The 21318-nt window shown below is 60.2% G+C and carries 17 protein-coding genes; 13 read left to right on the top strand and 4 right to left on the bottom strand.

All coding sequences use genetic code 11. The features are described from left to right. Nucleotides 1-312, bottom strand: a 312-nt coding sequence (locus tag FGM15_07435; GenBank protein ID MBU3665691.1) for a site-2 protease family protein, incomplete at its 3' end; no start/stop codon positions are given. Between the two features lie 106 nt (nucleotides 313-418). Here FGM15_07435 and FGM15_07430 point away from each other — a divergent pair. Next, nucleotides 419-2245: an SLC13 family permease gene (locus tag FGM15_07430; protein MBU3665690.1), complete on the top strand. Its 1827-nt coding sequence runs from the start codon at nucleotides 419-421 to the stop codon at nucleotides 2243-2245. A 48-nt stretch (nucleotides 2246-2293) separates the two neighbouring features. On the opposite strand, the gene FGM15_07425 is transcribed toward FGM15_07430, so the two are convergent. Continuing rightward, nucleotides 2294-2896 (bottom strand): HdeD family acid-resistance protein, encoded by a 603-nt coding sequence (locus FGM15_07425; GenBank protein MBU3665689.1) that lies wholly within the window; start codon nucleotides 2894-2896, stop codon nucleotides 2294-2296. Nucleotides 2897-2927: 31 nt separating this feature from the next. Between FGM15_07425 and FGM15_07420 the strand changes: the two genes are divergently transcribed. Then, nucleotides 2928-4874 (top strand): hypothetical protein, encoded by a 1947-nt coding sequence (locus FGM15_07420; GenBank protein ID MBU3665688.1) that lies wholly within the window; start codon nucleotides 2928-2930, stop codon nucleotides 4872-4874. Here FGM15_07420 and trpD read toward each other — a convergent pair. Beyond that, nucleotides 4871-5956 carry an anthranilate phosphoribosyltransferase gene (gene trpD, locus FGM15_07415; protein MBU3665687.1) on the bottom strand — a complete coding sequence of 362 codons (1086 nt, stop codon included), beginning with the start codon at nucleotides 5954-5956 and terminating at the stop codon, nucleotides 4871-4873. The two genes, FGM15_07420 and trpD, sit on opposite strands and share 4 nt — an antisense overlap. Then, nucleotides 5908-6603: a type I 3-dehydroquinate dehydratase gene (locus tag FGM15_07410; GenBank protein ID MBU3665686.1), complete on the bottom strand. Its 696-nt coding sequence runs from the start codon at nucleotides 6601-6603 to the stop codon at nucleotides 5908-5910. The genes trpD and FGM15_07410 overlap by 49 nt, the downstream gene beginning before the upstream one ends. Nucleotides 6604-6675: 72 nt before the next feature. Between FGM15_07410 and FGM15_07405 the strand changes: the two genes are divergently transcribed. From FGM15_07405 to rnc, 11 genes are all read left to right on the top strand, one after another. Further along, on the top strand, nucleotides 6676-8067 hold the full coding sequence (locus FGM15_07405; GenBank protein ID MBU3665685.1) for a sugar transferase: 1392 nt from the start codon (nucleotides 6676-6678) through the stop codon (nucleotides 8065-8067). A 49-nt stretch (nucleotides 8068-8116) separates the two neighbouring features. Then, a complete protein-coding gene (locus FGM15_07400; protein MBU3665684.1) occupies nucleotides 8117-9073 on the top strand; it encodes an SDR family oxidoreductase in 957 nt (318 codons plus the stop codon). Between the two features lie 34 nt (nucleotides 9074-9107). Then, nucleotides 9108-9728, top strand: coding sequence for a hypothetical protein (locus tag FGM15_07395; GenBank protein MBU3665683.1), 621 nt, complete (start codon nucleotides 9108-9110; stop codon nucleotides 9726-9728). Nucleotides 9729-9769: 41 nt separating this feature from the next. Next, entirely contained in the window at nucleotides 9770-11512 is a 1743-nt protein-coding gene (locus tag FGM15_07390) for a hypothetical protein (GenBank protein MBU3665682.1), read from the top strand. 4 nt (nucleotides 11513-11516) lie between these two features. Continuing rightward, nucleotides 11517-12419 (top strand): hypothetical protein, encoded by a 903-nt coding sequence (locus FGM15_07385; protein ID MBU3665681.1) that lies wholly within the window; start codon nucleotides 11517-11519, stop codon nucleotides 12417-12419. An 11-nt stretch (nucleotides 12420-12430) separates the two neighbouring features. Next, nucleotides 12431-13459 (top strand): hypothetical protein, encoded by a 1029-nt coding sequence (locus FGM15_07380; protein MBU3665680.1) that lies wholly within the window; start codon nucleotides 12431-12433, stop codon nucleotides 13457-13459. Beyond that, nucleotides 13456-15912 carry a tetratricopeptide repeat protein gene (locus FGM15_07375; GenBank protein ID MBU3665679.1) on the top strand — a complete coding sequence of 819 codons (2457 nt, stop codon included), beginning with the start codon at nucleotides 13456-13458 and terminating at the stop codon, nucleotides 15910-15912. Before FGM15_07380 ends, FGM15_07375 begins: the two co-directional genes overlap by 4 nt. Next, a complete protein-coding gene (locus tag FGM15_07370; protein MBU3665678.1) occupies nucleotides 15909-18551 on the top strand; it encodes a type II and III secretion system protein in 2643 nt (880 codons plus the stop codon). Before FGM15_07375 ends, FGM15_07370 begins: the two co-directional genes overlap by 4 nt. Nucleotides 18552-18631: 80 nt before the next feature. Beyond that, on the top strand, nucleotides 18632-19228 hold the full coding sequence (locus FGM15_07365) for a dephospho-CoA kinase (GenBank protein ID MBU3665677.1): 597 nt from the start codon (nucleotides 18632-18634) through the stop codon (nucleotides 19226-19228). Then, a complete protein-coding gene (gene rho / locus FGM15_07360) occupies nucleotides 19225-20556 on the top strand; it encodes a transcription termination factor Rho (GenBank protein ID MBU3665676.1) in 1332 nt (443 codons plus the stop codon). The genes FGM15_07365 and rho overlap by 4 nt, the downstream gene beginning before the upstream one ends. A gap of 45 nt (nucleotides 20557-20601) precedes the next feature. Beyond that, nucleotides 20602-21291 carry a ribonuclease III gene (gene rnc / locus FGM15_07355; protein ID MBU3665675.1) on the top strand — a complete coding sequence of 230 codons (690 nt, stop codon included), beginning with the start codon at nucleotides 20602-20604 and terminating at the stop codon, nucleotides 21289-21291. Nucleotides 21292-21318: the final 27 nt, after the last annotated feature.

Genomic DNA, 21318 nt, shown 5'->3' with positions numbered 1-21318 from the left:
CCCCGCTAGTGCAACGACCAATTCCTGCCACGGTTTTTCCGGCATCCGTTCGAGTCGGGCCACCCCGCCGATCGGCAGGAGGGTGATGTCCGGCGTGCGGATTCCGTAGCCACGGGCTGCGAGCGCGTGTCCGAATTCATGCAGCACCACGCATACGAACAGCAGGACGATGAAGGAGAGTCCCGCAACCGCGGCCTCGACGCCGCCCTCGGCGTAGTAAACAAAGCCCAGCCAAGCGAGCAGAAGGAGAAACGTGGCGTGAATCTTCACGTCGATGCCGGCGATTCGCGCAACCTGAAACGACCATTTCACGCGCGGCAAAGTCAGTCAGGAAGAGCGAAGCGGCAAGGGGAAAACCGCCCGCGGTCCTTTTTCGGACTGGCCTCCCTGATGCCGGCCGGGCAATTTTTGCGCCGGAATGACTTGGGAAATCGCAGTTGTGCTCGGACTTGTCGCCTTTGCGCTTGTGCAATTCGTGCGCGAGAAGTGGCCGCTCGATCTCACCGGTCTCGCGGTATTCGCGATCCTGCTTTTGCTTTCGCAGTTGCCCGGCGGAAGCGCATTTCCTGATGCGGCACGCTTGTTGAAAGTGTTCGCCAACCCGGCGCCCCTTACGGTTGCGGCGATGTTCGTCCTGACCTACGCCCTCGAAAGGACCGGAGCGATCAGTCGCGCGCTCGTTGCACTCGAGAGCGTCGGCAACTTGGGGCCGCGCGGTTTGCTTCTCTTGATGATGCTCGCCGCGGGCTTTGTGTCGGCCTTCATCAACAACACACCTGTCGTGGTTGTCGGCTTGCCCGTTGCGATCCACCTCGCCAAGCGCGCCGGCGTTCCGGCGTCCATTTTTCTGATCCCCCTCTCCTATGCGGCGGTTTTCGGCGGCTGTTGCACCCTTGTCGGCACCAGCACCAACCTCCTTGGCAGCGGCCTGCTTGCCGATGCCGGGCAGAAACCGCTCGGCATGTTCGAGATCGGAGCGGTCGGACTGCCATTGGCGATCATCGGCACCCTTTACACGGTGTGGGCTGCGCCGAAGCTTCTGCCCGTGCGACGGATGCTCGCCGAAGACCTCGGCGGCGAAGATGGCATTTCGGAATACGCCGTCGAGGCGACCGTGCATCCCCGATCGCCCGTGATCGGCAAGACCCTTGCCGAGGCGGGGTTCGGCCCGCGCACGGGCATGCGCATCATCGAAGTGTTGCGCCGAGGGGAACCGGTCTTCGACCCATTGGACACCGTGCGGTTGGAAGAGGGCGACCACCTCGTGATTGCGGGTGCGCCGAAAAGCGTTGCCTCGATTCTCGGCATGCAGGGGGTGAACTTGAAAGCAGAGAGCGGAAAGACCGGCGAGTTCCTTGCCGCGCACGAGACGCATTTGGCCGAGGCCATCGTCGGCCCGCTCTCGGAAATCGCCGGGCGCAGCCTTCGCGACATCAATTTCCGCCAGCGCTTCGGTCTCGTTGTTCTGGCGGTCCACCGTCGCGGTCTCAATCTCAGCCGCGGTTTCGAGTCCGTGCCGCTCCAGGCCGGCGACACTTTGCTGTTGATGGGCAGCGAACCCAGCCTCAACCAACTGCGCCGCAGCAGCGACCTGCTTCTGCTTGACCGGACGCGTGTCCCCACGTCCGCGCAGAAGGCGAGCGCCCCGTTGGTCTTCACGACACTCGCTGCGGTGATTGTTGTTTCCGCCTTCGAATGGCTTCCGATTGAAGTCGCCGCCATCGCCGGATGTGTGCTGCTGATGGTCGCGGGCGCTATCAAGCCCCGGGAGGCATACGGGTCGGTTGATTGGCCGCTGATGTTTCTTATCTACACGACACTGGCTCTCGGAGTTGCCATGGAGTCGACCGGCGCTGCGCGCTACATCGCGGAGGGCATGGTGCAAACGTCAGCCGGGTGGTTCAGCGATGCTTGGAAGCCCGTGGCCATGCTGGCTGCCATTTACCTGCTGACTGTCATAATCACGGAAGTGCTTTCGAACAACGCGACGGTTGTTCTCATGATGCCGATAGCGCTTGGTATCGCCACCCAGCTCGGTCTCGACGTCCGTCCTTTCGCTGTGGCGATCATCTTGGGATCCAGCGCCGGCTTCGCCACGCCGATCGGCTACCAGACGAACACTTTTGTTTATTCAGCGGGAGGATACAAGTTCACCGACTTTCTGCGGATCGGGTTGCCGCTCAATCTTCTCTACCTCGTGGGGGCCGCAATCCTCATCCCGCTCGTCTGGCCCCTGCACAAATGAAAAGACCCCGCGGAATTCCGCGGGGTCTTTGCAGAAACAACCGGCCTATCAGGCTTCTTGTGCCTTGAGGGCGGACGACATCGAGATGAAGAAGGCGCCGGTGAACATGAGGTTGATACCAAAGAGCAGTCCGAGCAGCCAAACAGCGGAGCCCGGGAAACCGCTGAATATCATCCACGACAGAACAAGTGAAACAACCCCGCTCAAGAGCATCATCCACATGGTTCCAGTCCCGGAGAAACGGAACGCGGAGATAATGGTGACTATGCCCTGCGCGGCAAAATACGAAGCCAGCAAAATGGTGAGCGTAAGGACGCCTGCTCCGATCTTGAACAACAGCAGCAGACCTGTGGCCAGCGTGAGAACGGCCCACAGGGCGGAAACCATGCGGTGGGCGAAGCCCGACTCCTTCCTGCCGAGGGCGGCGGCAAGGGCATAGCCGCCCGCAATGAGCAGCAGGGCGGCGAACAGTTGCTCCACCGCAATGCTGGCGACAAGCGGGAAGATGATGGCAAGCGCACCGAGCACGATGAGGAGGATTCCCTGGAACATTGTCCAGGCTGGCGAGTTCCGAGTGGTGTTGGAAGTCATGGCAAGCGAAAACGTGGCCGCGAATCCGGCGCGATGGAAGCGATTTTTTCGGGGAACCATCGGGCTTTGCTGTTAGCTTTCCTGCTTCTCTATGCCCTCCGCCAAGCGTCCCCGCCGCCTCCGCGCCGAGCGCACACCCGCCGTCCTCAGGCTGCGGAGTCGGCGCCGCCGCGCGCGCAGGCAGAGGACGCGGAAACTCGGGCGTCTGATCTTGGCGTGCTTCCTCCTTTGGGGATTGGTGGCCGCGTTCTACGCCGCATGGGCGTGGACGTTCGATATGCAAATGGTCGGGCGCATTCCCGAAAGTTCGCTTGTGCTTGATTGCCGCGGGCAGGTCTACACGCGGTTATCGGGGGAAAATCGGCGAACTGTTCCACTGTCCGCCGTCAGTCCGTGGTTTGTCCGCGCGGTTATTGCACGCGAAGACTCGCGGTTCATGGACCACTTCGGCATTGATCCCGTCGGGATCTTGCGTGCCGCGGCGAGGAACTTGGCCGCGGGTGGCGTTCGCCAAGGCGGAAGCACCCTAACGCAGCAACTGGCGCGCAACAGTTTCCCGCTCGGCGGCCAGACCATCCATCGAAAAATTCTCGAGGCATTTCTCGCCTTGCGGATGGAGGCCGTTTTGACCAAGGACGAAATACTCACCCACTACATGAACCGGATCTACTTCGGGTCGGGTCTCTTCGGAGTCGAAACGGCGAGCCAAGCCTATTTTCACAAGCCCGCGTTGGAAATAACGCTGTCCGAGGCGGCTTTGCTCGCGGGGCTGATACGCAGCCCGAACCGCCTGTCACCGTTCCGCGATCCCGACGGTGCTCTCGCCCAGAGAAATCTTACTTTGCAGCAAATGGAAGACCAAGGGTTCATCTCTCCCGGTGAGCGTTTCGAGGCGCAAGCCGAACCATTGCTTCTGGCCGCGGAGCGGCCGCCGCCGCCGCAGGAGGACTGGGCGATGGAACTGATCTCGCGCGAACTCGAGAAGATCCTGCCGCAGGACGTGATCGATTCCGCCGGCTTGAAAATTTACACCACGCTGGATGGTGCGATGCAAAAGGCCGCTGTGGCAGCAGTGGAGGAACAGTTGCATTCCGTGGAGGAAAGGTCCGGCTATCCGCACCCGCGCAAGGCCGACGTCGCCAGTGTGGACCCGCAAAGCCGCGAAGGAACGCCTTACTTGCAGGCGGCGGCCATGGCGATCGACAATCGCAGCGGCGGCGTGCGGGTTTTGGTCGGCGGACGCGACTACGCGGCGAGCAAATACAACCGTGCGTATTTTGCGGAACGGCAGGTCGGGTCCGCGGTGAAGCCTTTTGTTTACGCTGTGGCTTTTGCCGGAGGCCTGAGCCCCGACTCGCCGGTGAGCGACAACCGCCTTTCGCCGGGAGAATTGCCGAAATCGTTCGGCAATTATGATCCGGGCAACAGCGATGACACTTACCGGGGCATGCTGCCGGCAAAGGACGGGCTGGTGCTTTCGCGCAACACGATGAGCGTTCGCGTGGGCATGATGGCGGGAATAGACCGGGTGCGGGAATGCCTTATGGCCGCGGAGCTGGCCGCGGACCTGCCGCGTTTTCCTTCGATCTTCCTCGGATCTTTCACCAGCACTCTGCGCGCCTTGACAGTCGCTTATGCCGCACTGGCTAACGACGGTGTCGCGCCGTCGCCTTACTTGCTCGAGCGAGTAGAGGATGCGCAAGGCCGCGTGCTTTATCGTCATCGCGGCACGCTGGGCAGGATTCTGACGGCTGGTCCTGCGAGGACAACTGTCGGGGTGCTGCGCGAGGCGATGACCCGCGGGACCGGTGCCGTGGCGGCCGCACTGGGATACAAAAATGACGGCTCGGCGGCGGGCAAGACGGGCACGACGAACGACTACCGCGATGCGTGGTTCATCGGATTCGACCGGGACACGACATGCGGGGTCTGGGTCGGATTCGATCAGCCCAAAACCATTGTCGATCGCGGCTACGGCGCGACCCTCGCTTTGCCGATCTGGACCAAAGTCATGGGCGCCAAGGCGGCGGAGAATTAACGGCTTCGCGCAAAGCGCAGCATTTTTTGCAGAACCTTTGCGGCCGCGCCGGAGTCGATCGATTCGGCCGCGCGCGACATCCCCTCGCCCCAAGAGGTCGCAATGCCGGCAACCAAAAGCGCGGCCGCGGTGTTGACCAGCACCAGGTCACGGGCAGCGCCGCGCATCTCGCCGGACAGCAACAACGTCATGATGCGCGCGTTTTCCGCCGCATCTCCTCCTTGCAAATCGGCAAGTTTCCCCTGGCGAACACCCATTTCCGCGGGATCCAAAGTGAATCTGCGGGAGTCTTCGGAAGAGATCTCCACCACCATCGTCGGCCCGAGGGTCGACACTTCGTCCATTACGCCATGATCGCCCGCCCGCCCGTGGACTACCCATGCCTTGGTCCGGCCGAGACCGCGAAGAACATTCGCGTAGATGTCGGTGAGTTGCGCGGCAAAAACACCGGAAAGCTGGAGTTCGGGTTGGGCGGGGTTGAGCAGAGGTCCGAGAATATTGAAAACGCTCGCGCTTCCGCGCGCGGAGAGGATTTTGCGCGCCGGTGCCACTGCTCGGAATGCCGGGTGAAAACTCGGGGCAAAGAGAAATGTGGCGCCGGCTTCCTCCAGCATTTTTTGCAGCTGTTTTGTTTCAAAGTCCAGTGGCAGTCCGAGTGCCTCCAGCACGTCGGCTCCGCCGCTCTTGGAGGTCGCGCCGCGGTTCCCGTGCTTGACGACCTTTGCGCCTGCGCCGGCGGCGACAAACATCACGGCGGTCGAGACATTGAAAAGGCCCAAGCGGTCTCCACCGGTGCCGCAAACCTCCAGCAGCGGGCCGATATCAGCCGGCGCTTCAAACGGCTTTGCCTCGCGCAGGAATCCCCGGGCGAAGCCGAGGATTTCATCCGGGGTTTCGCCGCGCCGGTGGAGAGCCTCGAGAAAATCCGCTTTTGCCTCGTCGCTGTGGCGCGAGGAAACCAAATCCGCCACGACGCCGGCCGTCTCATCGTCGCGAAGGGCAGAACCCGTGACGATACGCTGGATCCAGTCTTTCAAGGCAGCACCTCGCCGAGCCTCGCAGCAAGCACAGGAGCCTCCCACTGTCCCTCCACTTGTGCCCGGTCGAGGTAACCGTAATTGAGGTGCGACCCGGCTGCCGCGAGCACAAGGCGTGAAACGCGGCCGAGAGGCCCCATGCCCATCGTCGCCAGGCCAATCTGCGGGTGCGAAGTTTGAAGAAGAAGCAGTGTCGCCAGGTCGCGGGCACTGCGCAGGGTCGAGGCGATTTTCACAACATCCGCACCGGCTCGTCGCGCGGAGGCCACTTTTGCACGCAGGTCGGCAAGCGGAGGCGTGCGGCCGAAATCATGGAAGGAGAGCACGAGAGTTTTGCCCGCCCTGCGGACCGCGGAAGTCGTGTCCCGCATGTCCGGAACAGAGCGCAGTTCGACATCTACGGCGGAGGCCAAAGGAAGAAACTGTTCGAGCACGAAGCGGCGGTGTCCGGCAGGCACTCCGGAGGCGCCGCCCTCCCGAGGATGCCGCGCCGTGAAGAGGAGCGGACAGCGGATGAGCGGCCCAAATTCCGAGACGATCTCCGAATGACGCGCAAGGCAATCGAGCCGGATCTCCACAAGATCGATGCCCTTGGGCACGGAGCGCGCGGCTTGGCGTAACCCGCGCGGCGTATGGACCGTCGCAACCACCAGCGGGGCACGGCTCATCGCAGGCTTTTTCTTCCGTTTCATGAAAAAGTGCTTTTCATATAGCTATTCCGCGCGTTTGTCGCCATGCGTATTTCGCCGGAAATTTACCCCGACATGATTTCGCGAAGACAGGAACTCTCGCTGCAACTGAACCAACTTGCCGATGCGGCGATCTTGGTAGGCGCTCTGTATATCGGATTTGCCCTACGCCACTACCAGATGATCGACTTCGATGTTCTCCCGGATATCCCGCCGCTCCAGGCTTTTGTGTGGATGTTCATTGTGGTCGGCCTCTTCGGGCCTCTGCTTTTGGAGATGCAGGGATTTTATCAGTATCCTTTGGAAAAATCCGCGGCGCGGTCGTTGCGGCAGATTACCTACGCGGGAGTCTGGTTGGGGTTGATCCTCGGTGCCTGTGTCGTGTTTCTGAAACTCACGATTCCCAGCCGGTCGGCGTTTGTCCTTTTTCTTCTTATCGCACCCCCCGGCCTGTTGCTGCGGGAGGCTGCGTTTCGTCACTTGCGACTCCGCCGCCTGCGCAAAGGAGCGCACGGCGAAAGTGTGATTCTGGCCGGGGAACCGGAGCGGATGAGCGAACTCGTGGAAAGCCTCTCACCGGTGCAAAAACTCGAACTCAACATCGTCGAGCGGATCGATCTCGGCACCGAACCGGTGCAATCGCTGGTCGATGCCATACACCGCCACAGCGTCGGGCGTGTCATCCTGAGTTTCGGATCCCACGCCACGCCGGGTTTGCAGGAAGCAATCGCCGCCTGTGAAACGGAAGGGGTCGAGGCATGGCTCGCCGCCGACTTTGTGCGCTCGTCGATCGCCCGCCCCGCCTATGACTCGCTTGGGTCCACCCCGATGCTGGTCTTTCGACGGACGCCGGACCTCTCCTGGGCTCTCTTGGTCAAAAGCACGATGGATCGTCTCGGGGCGTTGCTTGGCCTTGTGCTTTTGATGCCGTTTTTCGTTGTCGTGGCGACGATCATCAAGGTCTCCTCCCCCGGCCCGGTCATCTTCAAACAAACCCGCGCCGGGCGCTACGGCCGCCCGTTCACCATGTTCAAGTTCCGGTCGATGAACCCGGGTGCCGAAACACAGCGTGACGAACTCCTGGCGCTCAACCAGATGAGCGGTCCCGTCTTCAAGGTTGCCGACGATCCGCGCGTGACAAGATTCGGACGTTGGTTGCGAAAAACCAGCGTTGATGAGTTTCCGCAACTGATCAACGTGCTCCTCGGCCAGATGAGCCTGGTGGGTCCGCGTCCTCTGCCGATCTACGAAGTGGACAACTTCGAACTCACGGCGCACCGGCGGCGATTGAGCATGAAGCCGGGCCTCACGTGCCTTTGGCAAGTCAGCGGGCGCAACGATGTGCGGGACTTTGACGACTGGGTGAAGCTGGATGTCCGATACATAGACAATTGGTCGCTCTGGCTCGATCTGAAGATCCTGCTGCGGACCATACCCGTGGTTCTTTTGGGCCGCGGTGCACGCTGACGCTTAAGTTCTCGAAAATTTGCCGGCCGTCCTGTAGTCTTTCCAATTCATGTCATCTTCCTCCAAGCATGTTTCCCTCGTCACGGGCGGCGCAGGCTTCCTCGGGTCGCATCTCTGCGACCGGCTGCTTGCCGAAGGACATCAAGTCATCGCCATCGACAACTTGATCACCGGCAGCATCGACAACATAGCCCACCTGGCGGGCAATCCCGACTTCCGCTACATCAAGCAGGACGTCACGCAATACCTCTACATCCCCGGCAGGATCGATCACATCTTCCATATGGCTTCGCCGGCCAGCCCGATCGACTATCTCGAGTTGCCGATCCAGACCATGAAGGTGGGGGCTTTGGGGACACACAACGCCTTGGGGTTGGCGCGAGCAAAGGGAGCGTCCTTTCTGCTGGCCTCGACGTCGGAATGCTACGGCGATCCGCTTGTCCATCCGCAGAGCGAGGAATACTGGGGCAACGTCAATCCCATCGGCCCGCGCGGCGTCTATGACGAAGCCAAGCGATTCGCCGAGGCCATGACCATGGCCTACCATCGCTTCCACAAGATGGACACTAAGATCGTGCGAATCTTCAATACCTACGGGCCGCGCATGCGTCTGCGCGACGGTCGCGTCGTTCCGGCTTTCATCGGCCAAGCGCTCGCCGGGCAGCCGATCACTGTCTTCGGCGACGGCTCGCAGACCAGAAGTTTCTGCTTCGTCTCGGATCTGATCGACGGAATCTTCCGGCTCATGATGAGCGGCTTCCACGAACCTGTGAACATCGGCAATCCCCACGAAATGACGATCAAGGAGTTTGCCGAGCGCATCCGCGACCTCATAGCGCCGGAAAGCGAGATTGTTTACCGCCCTCTCCCGGTTGACGACCCCAAGGTGCGTCAGCCCGACATCACAAGGGCCCAGCGCGAGCTGGGCTGGCGGCCGACCGTGGCGTTCGACGAGGGCATCGCCCGCACCATCGACTATTTCCGCGGCCGCGTCCCGGCGGCCTGAACCAACACATCCTCCAACAACATCGAACAACACCATGAAAAGACACATCCTACCGACACTCGCGATCATGCTGGCCACGCCGCTTTGCGCCCAGCAGACCCCGAGCGGCGACTTCGCCATCGCCAAAATCACCCCAGAATATGTGAGCACGCCGGACTACCAATTTTCCCTCGGCCCGACCGGCAAGAAGGTCAGCAAAAACAAAGATTTTCTGGCCGTTGAAGTGAATTTCGATTGGCAGCCTCGCCAGAAAAAGCCCGAATTTCTCGATGAGATCACGATCAATTACTATATCCTGCTAAACAACAAAGACCGCGAGAATCCCAAGGGAACCCTTCTCTCCGGTTCTGTCACTCACGTCGCGATTCCCCAAGCCAAAGGCCTCAACTCCGTGATGTATGTCAGCCCGCGCACCCTTGAGCGCTTCTTTGGCGGCAGGGCCCCCTCGACCGCCGCGTCGGCCGTCGTCGATGTGGGAGTAACCATCTCGCAACAGGGCCAACTCGTGGCCGAGGCCAGTTGGAAGGGCAAGGGCAAGTGGTGGGAGCAGCAGACAACCACACAAGGATATGTGCTCAACAAAAACGAAACGCCGTTCGCTCCGCTTGTGTGGGACTATTACGAGGCGATCAAGGCCCGTCCCGCTGGAATGTAAGGCCCCGCCAGCTACAGATCCCGCTTACCAAGACTGCTGATATGCCAAAAGCACCGTCCCGCGTCGCCACCCTGAACCTTGGCATGCAGACCGTCACCATGGCGGTCTTCGAGGCGGCGAACGATGGTATCTCGCTTGTTTCCTACGCGCAGACGGACCTCCTGCCTGATCCTGCCGCTGATGACAGCCGCCCTGGACAGCTGCGCATCGCTCTGAGTGAGCTCAAGGCAAAAACAGGCTGGAATCACGGCGAAGTATACTGCGCCATCCCCTCTCAGGGGGTCTTCGCGAGATTCGTGAAAATCCCCAGCGTGGCGCCGGAGAAGATCGGCCAGATGCTGTTTTTCGAGGCGCAGCAAAACGTGCCCTACCCGATCGAAGACGTTGCGTGGGCCTATCAATTGCTGCCGGATAAAGACGAAGCCGGCATGCACGCGCTGATCATCGCAACCAAAGTGGATGCGTTGGAGGACACGGTCGGTGCTCTCAAAGGGGCGCGCCTTACCCCTGCCCTCATCGAGCCTTCCCCGACAGCACTCTACAACGCCTTTCGCTACAATTACCCCGAGGCGCAGGGCTGCTCACTGCTCATCGACATCGGTTCACGCGCGACAAACCTGATCTTTGCGGAGGGCGAAGATATTTTCATGCGCACCCTGCCGATCGGCGGGAACTCGATCACGGCAGCTTTGCACAAGAAGTTCGAGTCACACACTTTTCATGACGTCGAGGCATTGAAGAAAAGCGAGGGCCTTATACCCCCGCCCGGCAACTACGCGGGGGCGAAGAGCGAAGAAGTGACGGAAATGGGAAAGATCGCAAGGACCGTGATGACCCGCATCCACAACGAAATCACGCGTTCCATCACTCATTACCGCACCAACCAGAAAGGCGGCGCACCGATGAGGGTTTTTCTCGCGGGTGGCGGGGTTTCGCTTCCCTACACGCTAGAATTCTTCAACGAGAAGCTTTCCCTGCCGATCGAGTTTTTCAATCCGCTCAGACGCGTGGGTGTGGCGCAGACCGTGGAGACTTTGGGCCTCTCCGGCAAAGCCCACCTTCTGGGCGAATGCGTCGGTCTTGCTCTGCGAGCGATGAAGCCGGAGTGCCCGATCGAAGTCTCGCTGAAATCACCTTCCCTCGAATCCGAGCGCAAGACCGCCCGCAAAATGCCGTTCTTCGCAGGCGCGGTTTTGCTCGCCCTTGCCTCTTTGGCGCTCTTAGCCCTCTATTTCCGGGGCGCGGAAGCCCACATCGCCGGGATCAACGCGGCCATCCAGTCGCAGATCGCCCCGCTGCAGGATACAGCCGCCCGTATCAAGTCTCTTGAGGCGAAGAGGGACAAGATGCTCAAAGATGCCTCCGATCTGGCTTCCGCCCCGTTCATGCGCACGGCATGGCCGGAAATCCTCAACGAGTTGAGCCGCCGCCAGCCACCCAAGTTCATTTGGATCACAAAACTCCAGCCATCACCCGCCGTTCCGGGCTTCGCGCTGCCGGATGGCGGCAAGCGTCCAAACCAGACAGCCTCCGCGGAGTCGTCCGACAAGACGGCAGCGGCAGTCACGGCTTTGAGTATCGAGGGCCTTTATATCGAGGCAGGCAACCCTCAGGGGGCCGGCGTGGTTGATGCCTTCGTGGATGCGCTCAAAGATTCCAAGCTCTTTGCGGTGACCGAGGAAAACAAGGCGGACGTGGTGAAGCTCCGCACCACTCCCGACGGTGAGTCTTGGGCTTACCGCTACAAGCTGCTCGTGCCGCTGCGGCGCCCGATCCCCCTTTGATGCGATGAACTGGTTCCGACAAAATCCCAAACTCAGCGCCGCCGCCATCACCGCGGGTATTGCGGCCGCCGCGGCAATCTACCTGATCTATACGTTTCACGCATCCTATGTCGCGGCGTCGGAAGCCTACGCCGAAAACACGTCCATCTTGGCACGCTTGCAGAGCGGCAAGCCGTTTCCGAACAAGGAGAATTTGGACAAACTGGAAGCCGAGCTGAAAGACGTCGAGACCACACTCGCGTCATTGTCCTCGGTCATGGCCAAGGATTCCGGAGTTGTCGAGGCAGACATCGATCCGCAGGAGTTCCAAGACCGGCTCAACAAAGCGGTGGGCGAGATCACGGCGGCGGCGGAAAAAGCCGGCAGCAAGCTGCCGGAGGACTTTTACCTGGGGTTTGACAAATACCAAACCGAGCTGCCGAGCGTTGAAGCAGCTCCTTTGCTCGGTCAGCAACTTCTTGCCGTCGCCTCCGCAGTGAACCAGCTCTTGGCTGCCAAAGTCGAATCCGTCACCCAAGTCAGCAGACGTCCCCTGCCCGTGGAGACCGCAGACCAAAAGCACGGCGACAAAAAGCAAAGCGAAACCTCCACGGTCATGTCCCTTGCGCCTTTCGACATCGCTTTCACCGGCGACCAGAGCCGCTGCCGTGATGCGTTTGCGCGAATCGTGGCATCCAAGCCGATTCTCTTCGTCCGTCTTGTCGAGATCGCCAATTCCACGCCCGACCCGCCGGCCAAAAGCCAATCCGCCGCAACTCCGCCTCCCGCGGCACCCGACATGGGAGTGGCGGGACAAGTCCAAGGCGAGGCTCGCATTCCGGTGATCTTCGGCGAGGAAAAGATTTCCATGATTTTGCGTTTGGCCTCGCTCTCCGGAAACGGCGCTGCCGCGCCAACAGCAAAATAGCAGACGCACCAATGGACTACCTGAAAGCCAACTACGAGCGCCTCCTGTTGATTTTAGCCGCACTGTTCCTGCTTGGTGCCGCCTTCTTCGCTGTCACCGGAATGCAGGAGTGCCGCACGACTTTTGTCTCTCCGGCCCAAGCCGGAAGGGGCGCGGCCTTCGCCCCGAACGAGTCGCTCGCCGCACTCAAGTCCGAGTCCGCCAAGCTTGCCGAACCGGGAGAATTTACTTGGGATGCCGCCGACGGCTCGCTGTTTGTCAGCCGCGTTTACCTGCTCCGCGATGGCGAATTGGTCGATATTTTCGAAAGCAACACGCAGCTCTATCCGGGAGTTCCAAACGAATGGATTTTGCAGCACGAATTGGATTACGCCGACCGCGATTTGATGATGAAGGACGCCGACGCTGATGCCTTCACCAACGAGGAGGAATTCCGGGCGGGATCCAACCCGCGTGACCCTGAATCCAAACCCCCTCTTTGGTCCAAGCTCCGTCTGGCTTCCTACGAAAAGATACCTTTCCGCATCAAATTTATGGGCGCGCCCAGCTCGAAGCCTTGGGATTTGCCGGAAGGCTCCAAATCCTTCCCGGCAGACACGCTCTTCGCCATCGCCAATCCCACCGACTCCAATGAGCCCACCCAGTTTCTCAAGATCGGAGATAAGATCAAAGGAACAGAGCTGAAAATTATCGAGGCCATTCCAAAAATGACCAAAAACCGCATTGGGGCGGATATCGATGTCTCCGAGCTTGTGGTTCAAGATCTTGGAACTAGCGACAAAATTGTCCTGACAGCCGAAAAGGAAGTGGACTCGCCCTACTCCTACGCAATTTTTAACTATGCCGTGACAGGCGAAGATATTCGGGTTGAAAAGGGCAAGACATTTCCCCTGCCGCCCGGTCGTGACTCCTACAAACTCATTGACGCAGATGCCACGGGGGCGGTAATAGAGTCCGTATCTGTTCCGGGTGAGCGTCATACGGTGCCACCGGCTTCGGCCCAGACAGCACCAGCCCCGGAATCTCTGCCGTCCCCATGACCACCGTGACCAAGTCCCGATCCCACCAGCGGCTGGGTGCACTCAAGCAGCGTTTCGTCTGTGCAATCCTGGTTTTCACTGCCTCGCCGGCGTTGTTGAATGCAGGCGGCACGTCGGGCCCGGCCCCTGCATCCGGTGTCGAGGCCCAGGCAGAATTGGAAATTGCCAAGCGCATGAAGCTTGCGGAGGACTATGCACCCCAAGCCATGCAGAGGGGCTCCGTGGCGCTGATGGAGCGCGACTACGAGACGGCCTACGCTCAATACAAAGCGGCGGTGGATGCGCTTCCCGATGCTCCCCGTGTTCGCGACCTGCGCACCACGGCAATGGACGGATTCTCCAAAGCATGCATGGGCTTGGCCGAGCAGCGCATTGCCGAGGGAAGATGGGAAGATGCGAAAGAAACCGCGCAAAAGCTCCTCGAATACAATCCGAACTACAAACCAGGCCAGCGGTTGCTGGCCCGCCTCGAAGCTCCCGACTATTTCAACAAAACGGTAACCCCCGGCCAGGTGGCGAAGGTCGAGGAGGTCAAGCAGCTCCTCGTCGAAGCCCAAGGCCTCTATGATTCAGGACGCTTCGACGAGGCAACCGCGCGCTACGAATCTGTCCTGCGTCTAGACAGATACAACGTCGCGGCGCGCCGCGGCATGGAACAGGTCAATGTGGCCAAGATGCGCGTCGCAGATACTGCTTACAGCGAAACGCGCGCCGGCATGATCACCCAAGTGGACAAGGCGTGGGAAACGCCGGTCAAGCGGGTGGATCTCGGGCCGGCCGCAGTCATCGAGCAGCCCGTCCTCACAACCCGAGGCACGCAGTCCCTTAACCGCAAGCTCGACGAAATTATAGTGCCGAGGATCAACTTCACCGATGCTACCGTTCGCGAGGCTGTCGAATATCTGCGGCAACGATCGGCTTCCCTCGATACCGGGGCTGTTGATGCCGCGGATCGCGGCGTCAATATTGTGCTAAAACTCGACGCGGCAGCCGCTTCGCAGACCATCACCATCGACCTCTCGAACATCCCGCTAAGGGAAGCGCTCGATTACATCACACGCTTGGCTAACCTCAAAATAAAGGTGGAGCCATACGCGGTGCTGATCGTGCCGCTTTCCGAGCCGACGGACACCCTCCTGACAAAGGAATACCGCGTGCCGCCTGATTTTCTCACCAGCATGCCGTCGGGCAGCGGCGCACCTGCTGACACCGCCGGAGGCACTGCGGGCAGCAGCACGGCGAAGGCTTTCCTGGAGTCGCAGGGAGTCCTGTTTCCCGCCGGAGCCAGCGCGAACTTCCTTGCCAGCAGCAGTCGCCTCATCGTGCGCAACACCCAAGAGAATCTGGACCTCGTCGATGCGCTCGTCGAAAACGCAGCGGGAACGGTCCCATCTCAGGTCGAGATCGAATCCAAATTCGTCGAGATCACCCAAAATAACCTCAAAGAACTCGGCTTCGATTGGCTGTTGGGGCAGTTCGCTTTACCCGGCGGCTCCGGCATTTTTGCCGGCGGCGGCACCACGGGCAACCAGTTCAACACCGTCGATCCCAGCACTCCGGGAGCCGCGCCGTATTACCCCTTTTTGAACCCGGGAGGCACGCCAGTCGGGCAAAATCCCTTGACCGCAGGCAACCGCACCGGACAAGCAGCCATTTCCGCCAGTGCTCTGGATGCGCTCCTCTTCGGCTCTCCCGTAGGGCCAGCCGCCGGCGTTCTTTCTCTGGCCGGTGTGTTTACCAACCCTCAGTTTCAGGTTGTTCTGCGCGCACTCAACCAAAAGAAAGGTGTGGATGTTCTATCCGCGCCGAAGGTTACGACCAAGAGCGGACTGTCCGCCAACATCGAGATTGTCCGCGAGTTTCGCTATCCCTCGCTTTACACTCCTCCGGAGGTTCCGCAGGATCAGAATTCCGGCCCCCAGCCTGTGTCGCCGGCCACCCCGACCGAATTCACCATGAAACCCACAGGAGTTCGGCTGGAGGTCCAGCCGAACGTTGGTGCGGACAACTACACCATCGACCTGCGCCTGCTTCCTGAAATAACCGAATTCGACGGCTTCGTGAATTACGGTTCACCCATTCTCAGCCAAGGAGCGGTGCTCACGGAAAACGAGATCAAGTATCCTGTCTTTTCAACGCGCAAGGTTGAAACCTCGGTGAGCATTTATGACGGCCAGACCGTTGTTCTCGGCGGCTTGATCCGCGAAGACATCCAAAAAGTGAACGACAAAACGCCTCTCCTCGGCGACATCCCGATGGCTGGTGCGCTTTTCCGCTCGCAAGCCGACCAGCACATCAAGCGCAATCTCATCATTTTCGTCACGGCCACTTTGATGGATCCGGCTGGCCAGCCGCTTGCCGCGGCCAAGGACGCCGCCCTCACGGATGAAGAAATCCCGCTCGATTCCACGGCTCCGCTGCCGCCTGTCGAACAGGCCCCTTACTTGAAATGACCACGCTGCGCTTAGCCATCTCGTTGTCCGCCGTGTTGATTGCAGCGGGCCCGATAACTTCCTTGGCAGGAACCGGAGCAGAATCTTATTCCGGCGGGCTCGAGGCCGGCGCCGAACGGGAAATTATTCGCCGGCAGGAAAACGCCGTCCTCTCGGAAGAAAAGCTCCGCGAGGGAGATGCCAAGCTCAAGGCCGGCAATGTCGAAGGCGCCTACCTTGCATACAAGGAGGCAGTCAACCTTGCAGCCGATGGCGATCCAACCAAGGGCCTGCACGCCCGCGCCCTCTCCCGCTTTTGCTCTACCGCCGTTCGCTATGCGGAATATCTCGTCAGTCAGGGGGAATATGCAAAAGCCGAAGCCGTGGCGCGCGAGGTGCTCGAGCCGGCGTATAACCCGGACTACCGGCCAGCTGCGCTGTTCCTTTCGCGCCTCGAACAACCGGACTACTTCAACAAAACGATCACACCCGAGTTTGCCGAGGACCGTTCAAAGGTCGAACAATTGCTCATTGAAGCCAACGGCTTTTACGACTCCGGACGCTATGACATGGCTTTGAAGCGTTATGAGCAGGTGCTTTCCGCGGACAAATACAATGCCGCGGCGATGCGCGGAATGGAACAAGTTGAACTCGGCAAGCAACGCTACTACGACAGCGCTTACAACGACACCCGCTCACGCATGCTGTGGGAAGTTGACAAAGCCTGGGAGCGCCCCAGGCGCAAGTTCGTGGAGGCGCGCACCACCGACTCCACGGCGCTGCAGGAGGAGAAGCGTGGCACGGAAATGATGCTGGCCAAATTGAACCGGATCATCGTGCCCCGCATCGACTTCAAAGATGCCACTGTCCGCCAGGCCATCGGCTTCCTGCAGCAACGAAGCCGCGATCTCGACACGGGCGAAGCGGATGCCGAGCGTCGCGGGGTCAATATCGTCCTGAAGTTGCCGACTACGCCGCCAGTCACCACGCCCGCGGCAGGGGCGGAGGGAGAGGAAGCAGCGGCACCCCCTGCACCTGCCGGCGACGGCAGGATCAACCTCAGCCTCAGCAACGTTCCGCTCTATGAAGCGCTGCGCTACGTTGCGACCTTGGCCGGCCTCAAAGTGAAAGTGGAGCCTTTCGCTGTCTCTATCGTGCCCCTGTCTGAACCAACTGATACCCTCGAGCAAAGGGAGTTCAAAGTTCCGCCCGGTTTCATTCCGAGTAACGCGCTCACTGCCACCGCCGAGGAGCAAGCCGCAGCCCCGGGCCGCAGCGATGTTCCCGTCACCGGAGCTTCCCGTCTCTCTGCGCGCCAAAGTGCCCGGCAGTTCCTCGAGTCTCAAGGTGTGGAGTTTCCGCCCGGCGCGAGTGCAAACTTCATAGCGGGAAGCAGCCGGCTGGTGGTGCGAAATACCGCGCCGAATCTGGATCTCATCGAATCTCTCGTCGATGCCGCCATGGCCGAACAACCGACCCAAGTCGAGATCGAGTCGAAGTTTGTCGAGGTGTCCCAGAATAATTTGAAAGAACTCGGCTTCGATTGGGCTCTTGGTCCCTTCAGCATTCCCGGCTCAGACGCCGTGTTCGGGAGCGGCGGCACCACGATCAACGACCCCACCGGAACGTGGCCGTTTGTCAATCCGGCCACTGGCACCCCGATTGGCACAGACAGCGTCACCAGCGGTATCCGGTCCGGCACGGGTCTGAGTCCCGGGAGCGCAGTAAGCGCGAACTCGATCGACGCCCTCCTTTCACAAAGTATCTCCGGCCGCAACTTAACCGCACCGGCGCCGGGCATTTTTTCGATATCGGGTGTTTTCACCAATCCCCAGTTCCAGATGGTGATCCGTGCGCTCAACCAGAAGAAGGGCGTGGATCTTATGGCTGCACCCAAGGTCACGACCAAAAGCCAGCAGAAGGCGCGGATCCAAATCACACGCGAATTCCCCTACCCGGAAACTTTCACACCGCCCGATGTCCCCAACCAGGTCGGGAACAATAATAACAATGCAATTGTTGGCCAAGCACAGGCGGATCCGATCGTGACTCCAGCTTTTCCCGAGACAATGACGACGCGGGAGCTTGGCGTGATCCTGGAAGTCACGCCACAGGTCGGCCCCGATGGCTATACCATCGATCTCAACTTGAGTCCCCAAGTAGTCGACTTTGACGGCTTTGTGAACTACGGATCTCCGATCTACATGGTTAGAAACAGGGTCATTGGCCAAGTGATTGACAATACCGTCCCGGGTCTTCCGGTGTTGAGGAATCTCTTTGCTGTTGATCGCTCGCTGATGACTGAAAATGTCATCAACCAGCCGATCTTCAGCGTTCGCAAAGTGACCACCAACGTGAGCATCTGGGACGGCCAGACGGTGGCCTTGGGCGGCTTAATTCGCGAAGACGTTCAAAAAGTGAACGACAAGGTGCCTATCCTCGGCGACATTCCTTTGGCCGGCGTTGCGTTTCGGTCCGAGGTCGATCAAAAGATCAAAAAAAATCTGATCATATTTGTCACGGCGCGCCTGATGGACGCCGCCGGCCAGTTGTTGCGGCCGGAAGATGATTCGGACCAGGAAGAAATCGTCGACCCTCTTGGGTTGCCCAAAGATTTGAAAAAGCCAAGCATGTCGGCCAAAGGATTCCGCCAGAAATAAGTCCGCGGGACGGCTCTTTTGCTGAGTCGGTGCATTAGTCCCGAGTCGCCGCACTATATCCATTTTCTATCTGCATAACCATGATTCTCGCGGTCACGGGAGGAATTGCATCGGGCAAGTCCGCTTTTTCGCACGCTCTTGCGGCTATTCAGCCCTTCGTGTGCTTCGACGCCGACGCCTTTGTTCATGAATTGCTTTCGTTGAATCAATCCGTCATTTCAGAAATTCGCGCGGCATTCGGCGATCGTGCCCTGGCGCCGGACGGAACAATCGATCGGCATGCCCTGCGCAGCAGAGTATTCGCCGACGTCGAGGCTCGAAAACGCCTCGAAACAATCATTCATCCCCGAGTGCATCGCCGCTGGCAGCAACTGCGGTCCGAATGCCTGGCCGAAGGACGCGACTTTCTTGCTGACATCCCCCTGCTCTTCGAAGTCGGGGCGCAGGAATGTTTCGATGCTTCCGTTGTTGTCGGTGCATCACCCTCGGTCCAACTCGAGCGGCTTTCCGGGCGGGGTCTTACCCGTGAGCAGGCGCAGGCCATGATCGCGAGCCAATGGCCTTTGGCGGATAAACTGGCCCTCGCCACGGTCGTGGTTTGGAACGATGGTTGCCATCCTCGGCTCGAGCATCAGGCGGCGCTCTTGGCCCTTCGTCTGGGTCTGCCACAACGATGAAAAGCGCGACCGCCACCACGCAACCGAACCAGTCTCTGGCCTGCCTTCCGTCGGACGCCAGCCAAGTGGCCGGTGCCGCACTGGACTTGGACTTGCTACAAGCGCTGTCCCACGCGCAGCTGGCCGAGTTGCTGGCAAGATACTCGATGCGCGTGCGCCCAGACGGCACCAAGAGACACCTGGTTTTCGACCTTTGCCGCTTTTACCTGGCTGGCGGCGCGAGCATTTCGTGCCGCGGCATGATCGAGGATGTCGGCGACCATGCCATGTTGCGCTGGCCTCGTTACAATTTCGCTGCCGGCCCGGACGACGTCTTCGTATCAATAGGACTTGTGCGAGACCACGGACTGCAGACCGGACTGGAGATTTCCGGGGTCTTGCGCACACCGGGAGATCGCGACCGCTACTGCGGCTTGGCGGCAATCACCGACATCGAAAGAGTGCCGCTTGCCGAATGGAAGCCGCCCATTCCTTTTGACAAACTTACTCCCCTTTTTCCGCAGGAACGCATCCTGCTGGAACCCGTCAAAGACCCGGCCCTCACCACGCGCGCAGTCGATCTTATCGCGCCGCTCGGGAAGGGTCAGCGCGCGCTCATCGTCGCCCCCCCGCGCACAGGCAAAACCATTCTCATGAAGGACATGGCGCAGGCAATCCGGGCGACGTCGCCCGACGTGCGCTTGATACTTTTGCTGGTCGATGAGCGCCCCGAGGAAGTGACGGATCTCCGCCGGTCGATTGACGCGGACATCTACAGTTCCACCTTCGACGAGTCGCCGCAGAGGCACACCCAATTGGCCGAGTTTGTCATCGAACGGGCCAAGCGGCTTGTCGAACAGCGGCGCGATGTCGTGATCCTTCTCGACAGCATCACCCGTCTGGCTCGCGGATTCAACAACCTCCAGCCCGGCAAAGGGCGGATCATGTCGGGAGGCGTGGATACCAAGGCATTGATGAAGCCCAAAAAGTTCTTCGGCGCGGCACGCAACACCGAGGAGGGAGGAAGCCTCACCATCGTCGCAACGGCCCTTATCGAAACCCAGAGCCGGATGGACGACCTGATTTTCGAGGAGTTCAAGGGCACCGGAAACATGGAAATCCATCTCGACCGCACGATCGCCGACCAACGGATATTCCCCGCCATTCACGTGACCAAGTCCGCCACGCGCCGCGAGGAAAACCTTTACCACCCCGACGAATTGTCGCGTGTCGTCGTCTTGCGCAAGCAACTCAACGAGTTGCCTGCTGTCGAGGCCATGGAAACCTTGGTGCGGAACCTGCAGCGCACGAAAACCAATGCCGAGCTCCTGCTTGGCGGACTCCGTTGAGCCATGGACACGCACGGCGCCGCAGACGCGAACTTCGCGCGGCAGATGAATCCGCTGGAACAGCGCATGGGATACAAGTTCCGCAACTCATTGCTGCTTGCGGAAGCACTCACCCACCCCAGTCTGTCTTTCGAGCGCAAAACATTCCACTTCGACAACCAGCGGCTTGAATTTCTCGGCGATGCCGTGCTGCAGCTGATCATCACGCACCACCTCTACCGCCTTTTTCCTGCGTTCAGTGAGGGGCAGCTGACAAAACTTCGCTCGCGAATCGTCTCACGCGAAGGCCTCAAAAAGCATGCGCTCGCACTCCGGCTCGGCGACTACCTCATGCTCGGCCGTGGCGAGGAAGCAAGCAAAGGCCGCGAGCGTGCGTCCACCTTGGCGGACGCGTTCGAGGCGCTGGTTGGGGCCATCTATTTGGACAGCGATTTGGAAACCGCCCGGCGTTTCGTTCTCAAGGTTGCATCGACCGAGCTTGGTGCCCTCGCCCGCGAACCTGCCGAGCACAATCCCAAGGGCGAATTGCAGGAGATTATCCAGGCGATTTCGCCCGTCAGCCCCGCCTACGAGGTTGTTTCCGAGACCGGTCCGGACCACCAAAAAGAGTTCGTTTGCCGCGTCATGTGGGAAGGGCGGGAACTCGGCCGCGGTTGCGGCCAGAGTAAGAAGCAGGCAGAGATCAACGCCGCTGCCGCGGCGTTGCAGCACAGAGCTTGGGAAGCGAGGGGTTGACCGGATCGTTTTCCTTCCGCTTCTCCG

Source organism: Chthoniobacterales bacterium, from assembly GCA_018883245.1.
Taxonomy (GTDB): Bacteria; Verrucomicrobiota; Verrucomicrobiia; order Chthoniobacterales; family JACTMZ01; genus JACTMZ01.
This window is presented reverse-complemented; position numbering and strand designations above follow the sequence as displayed.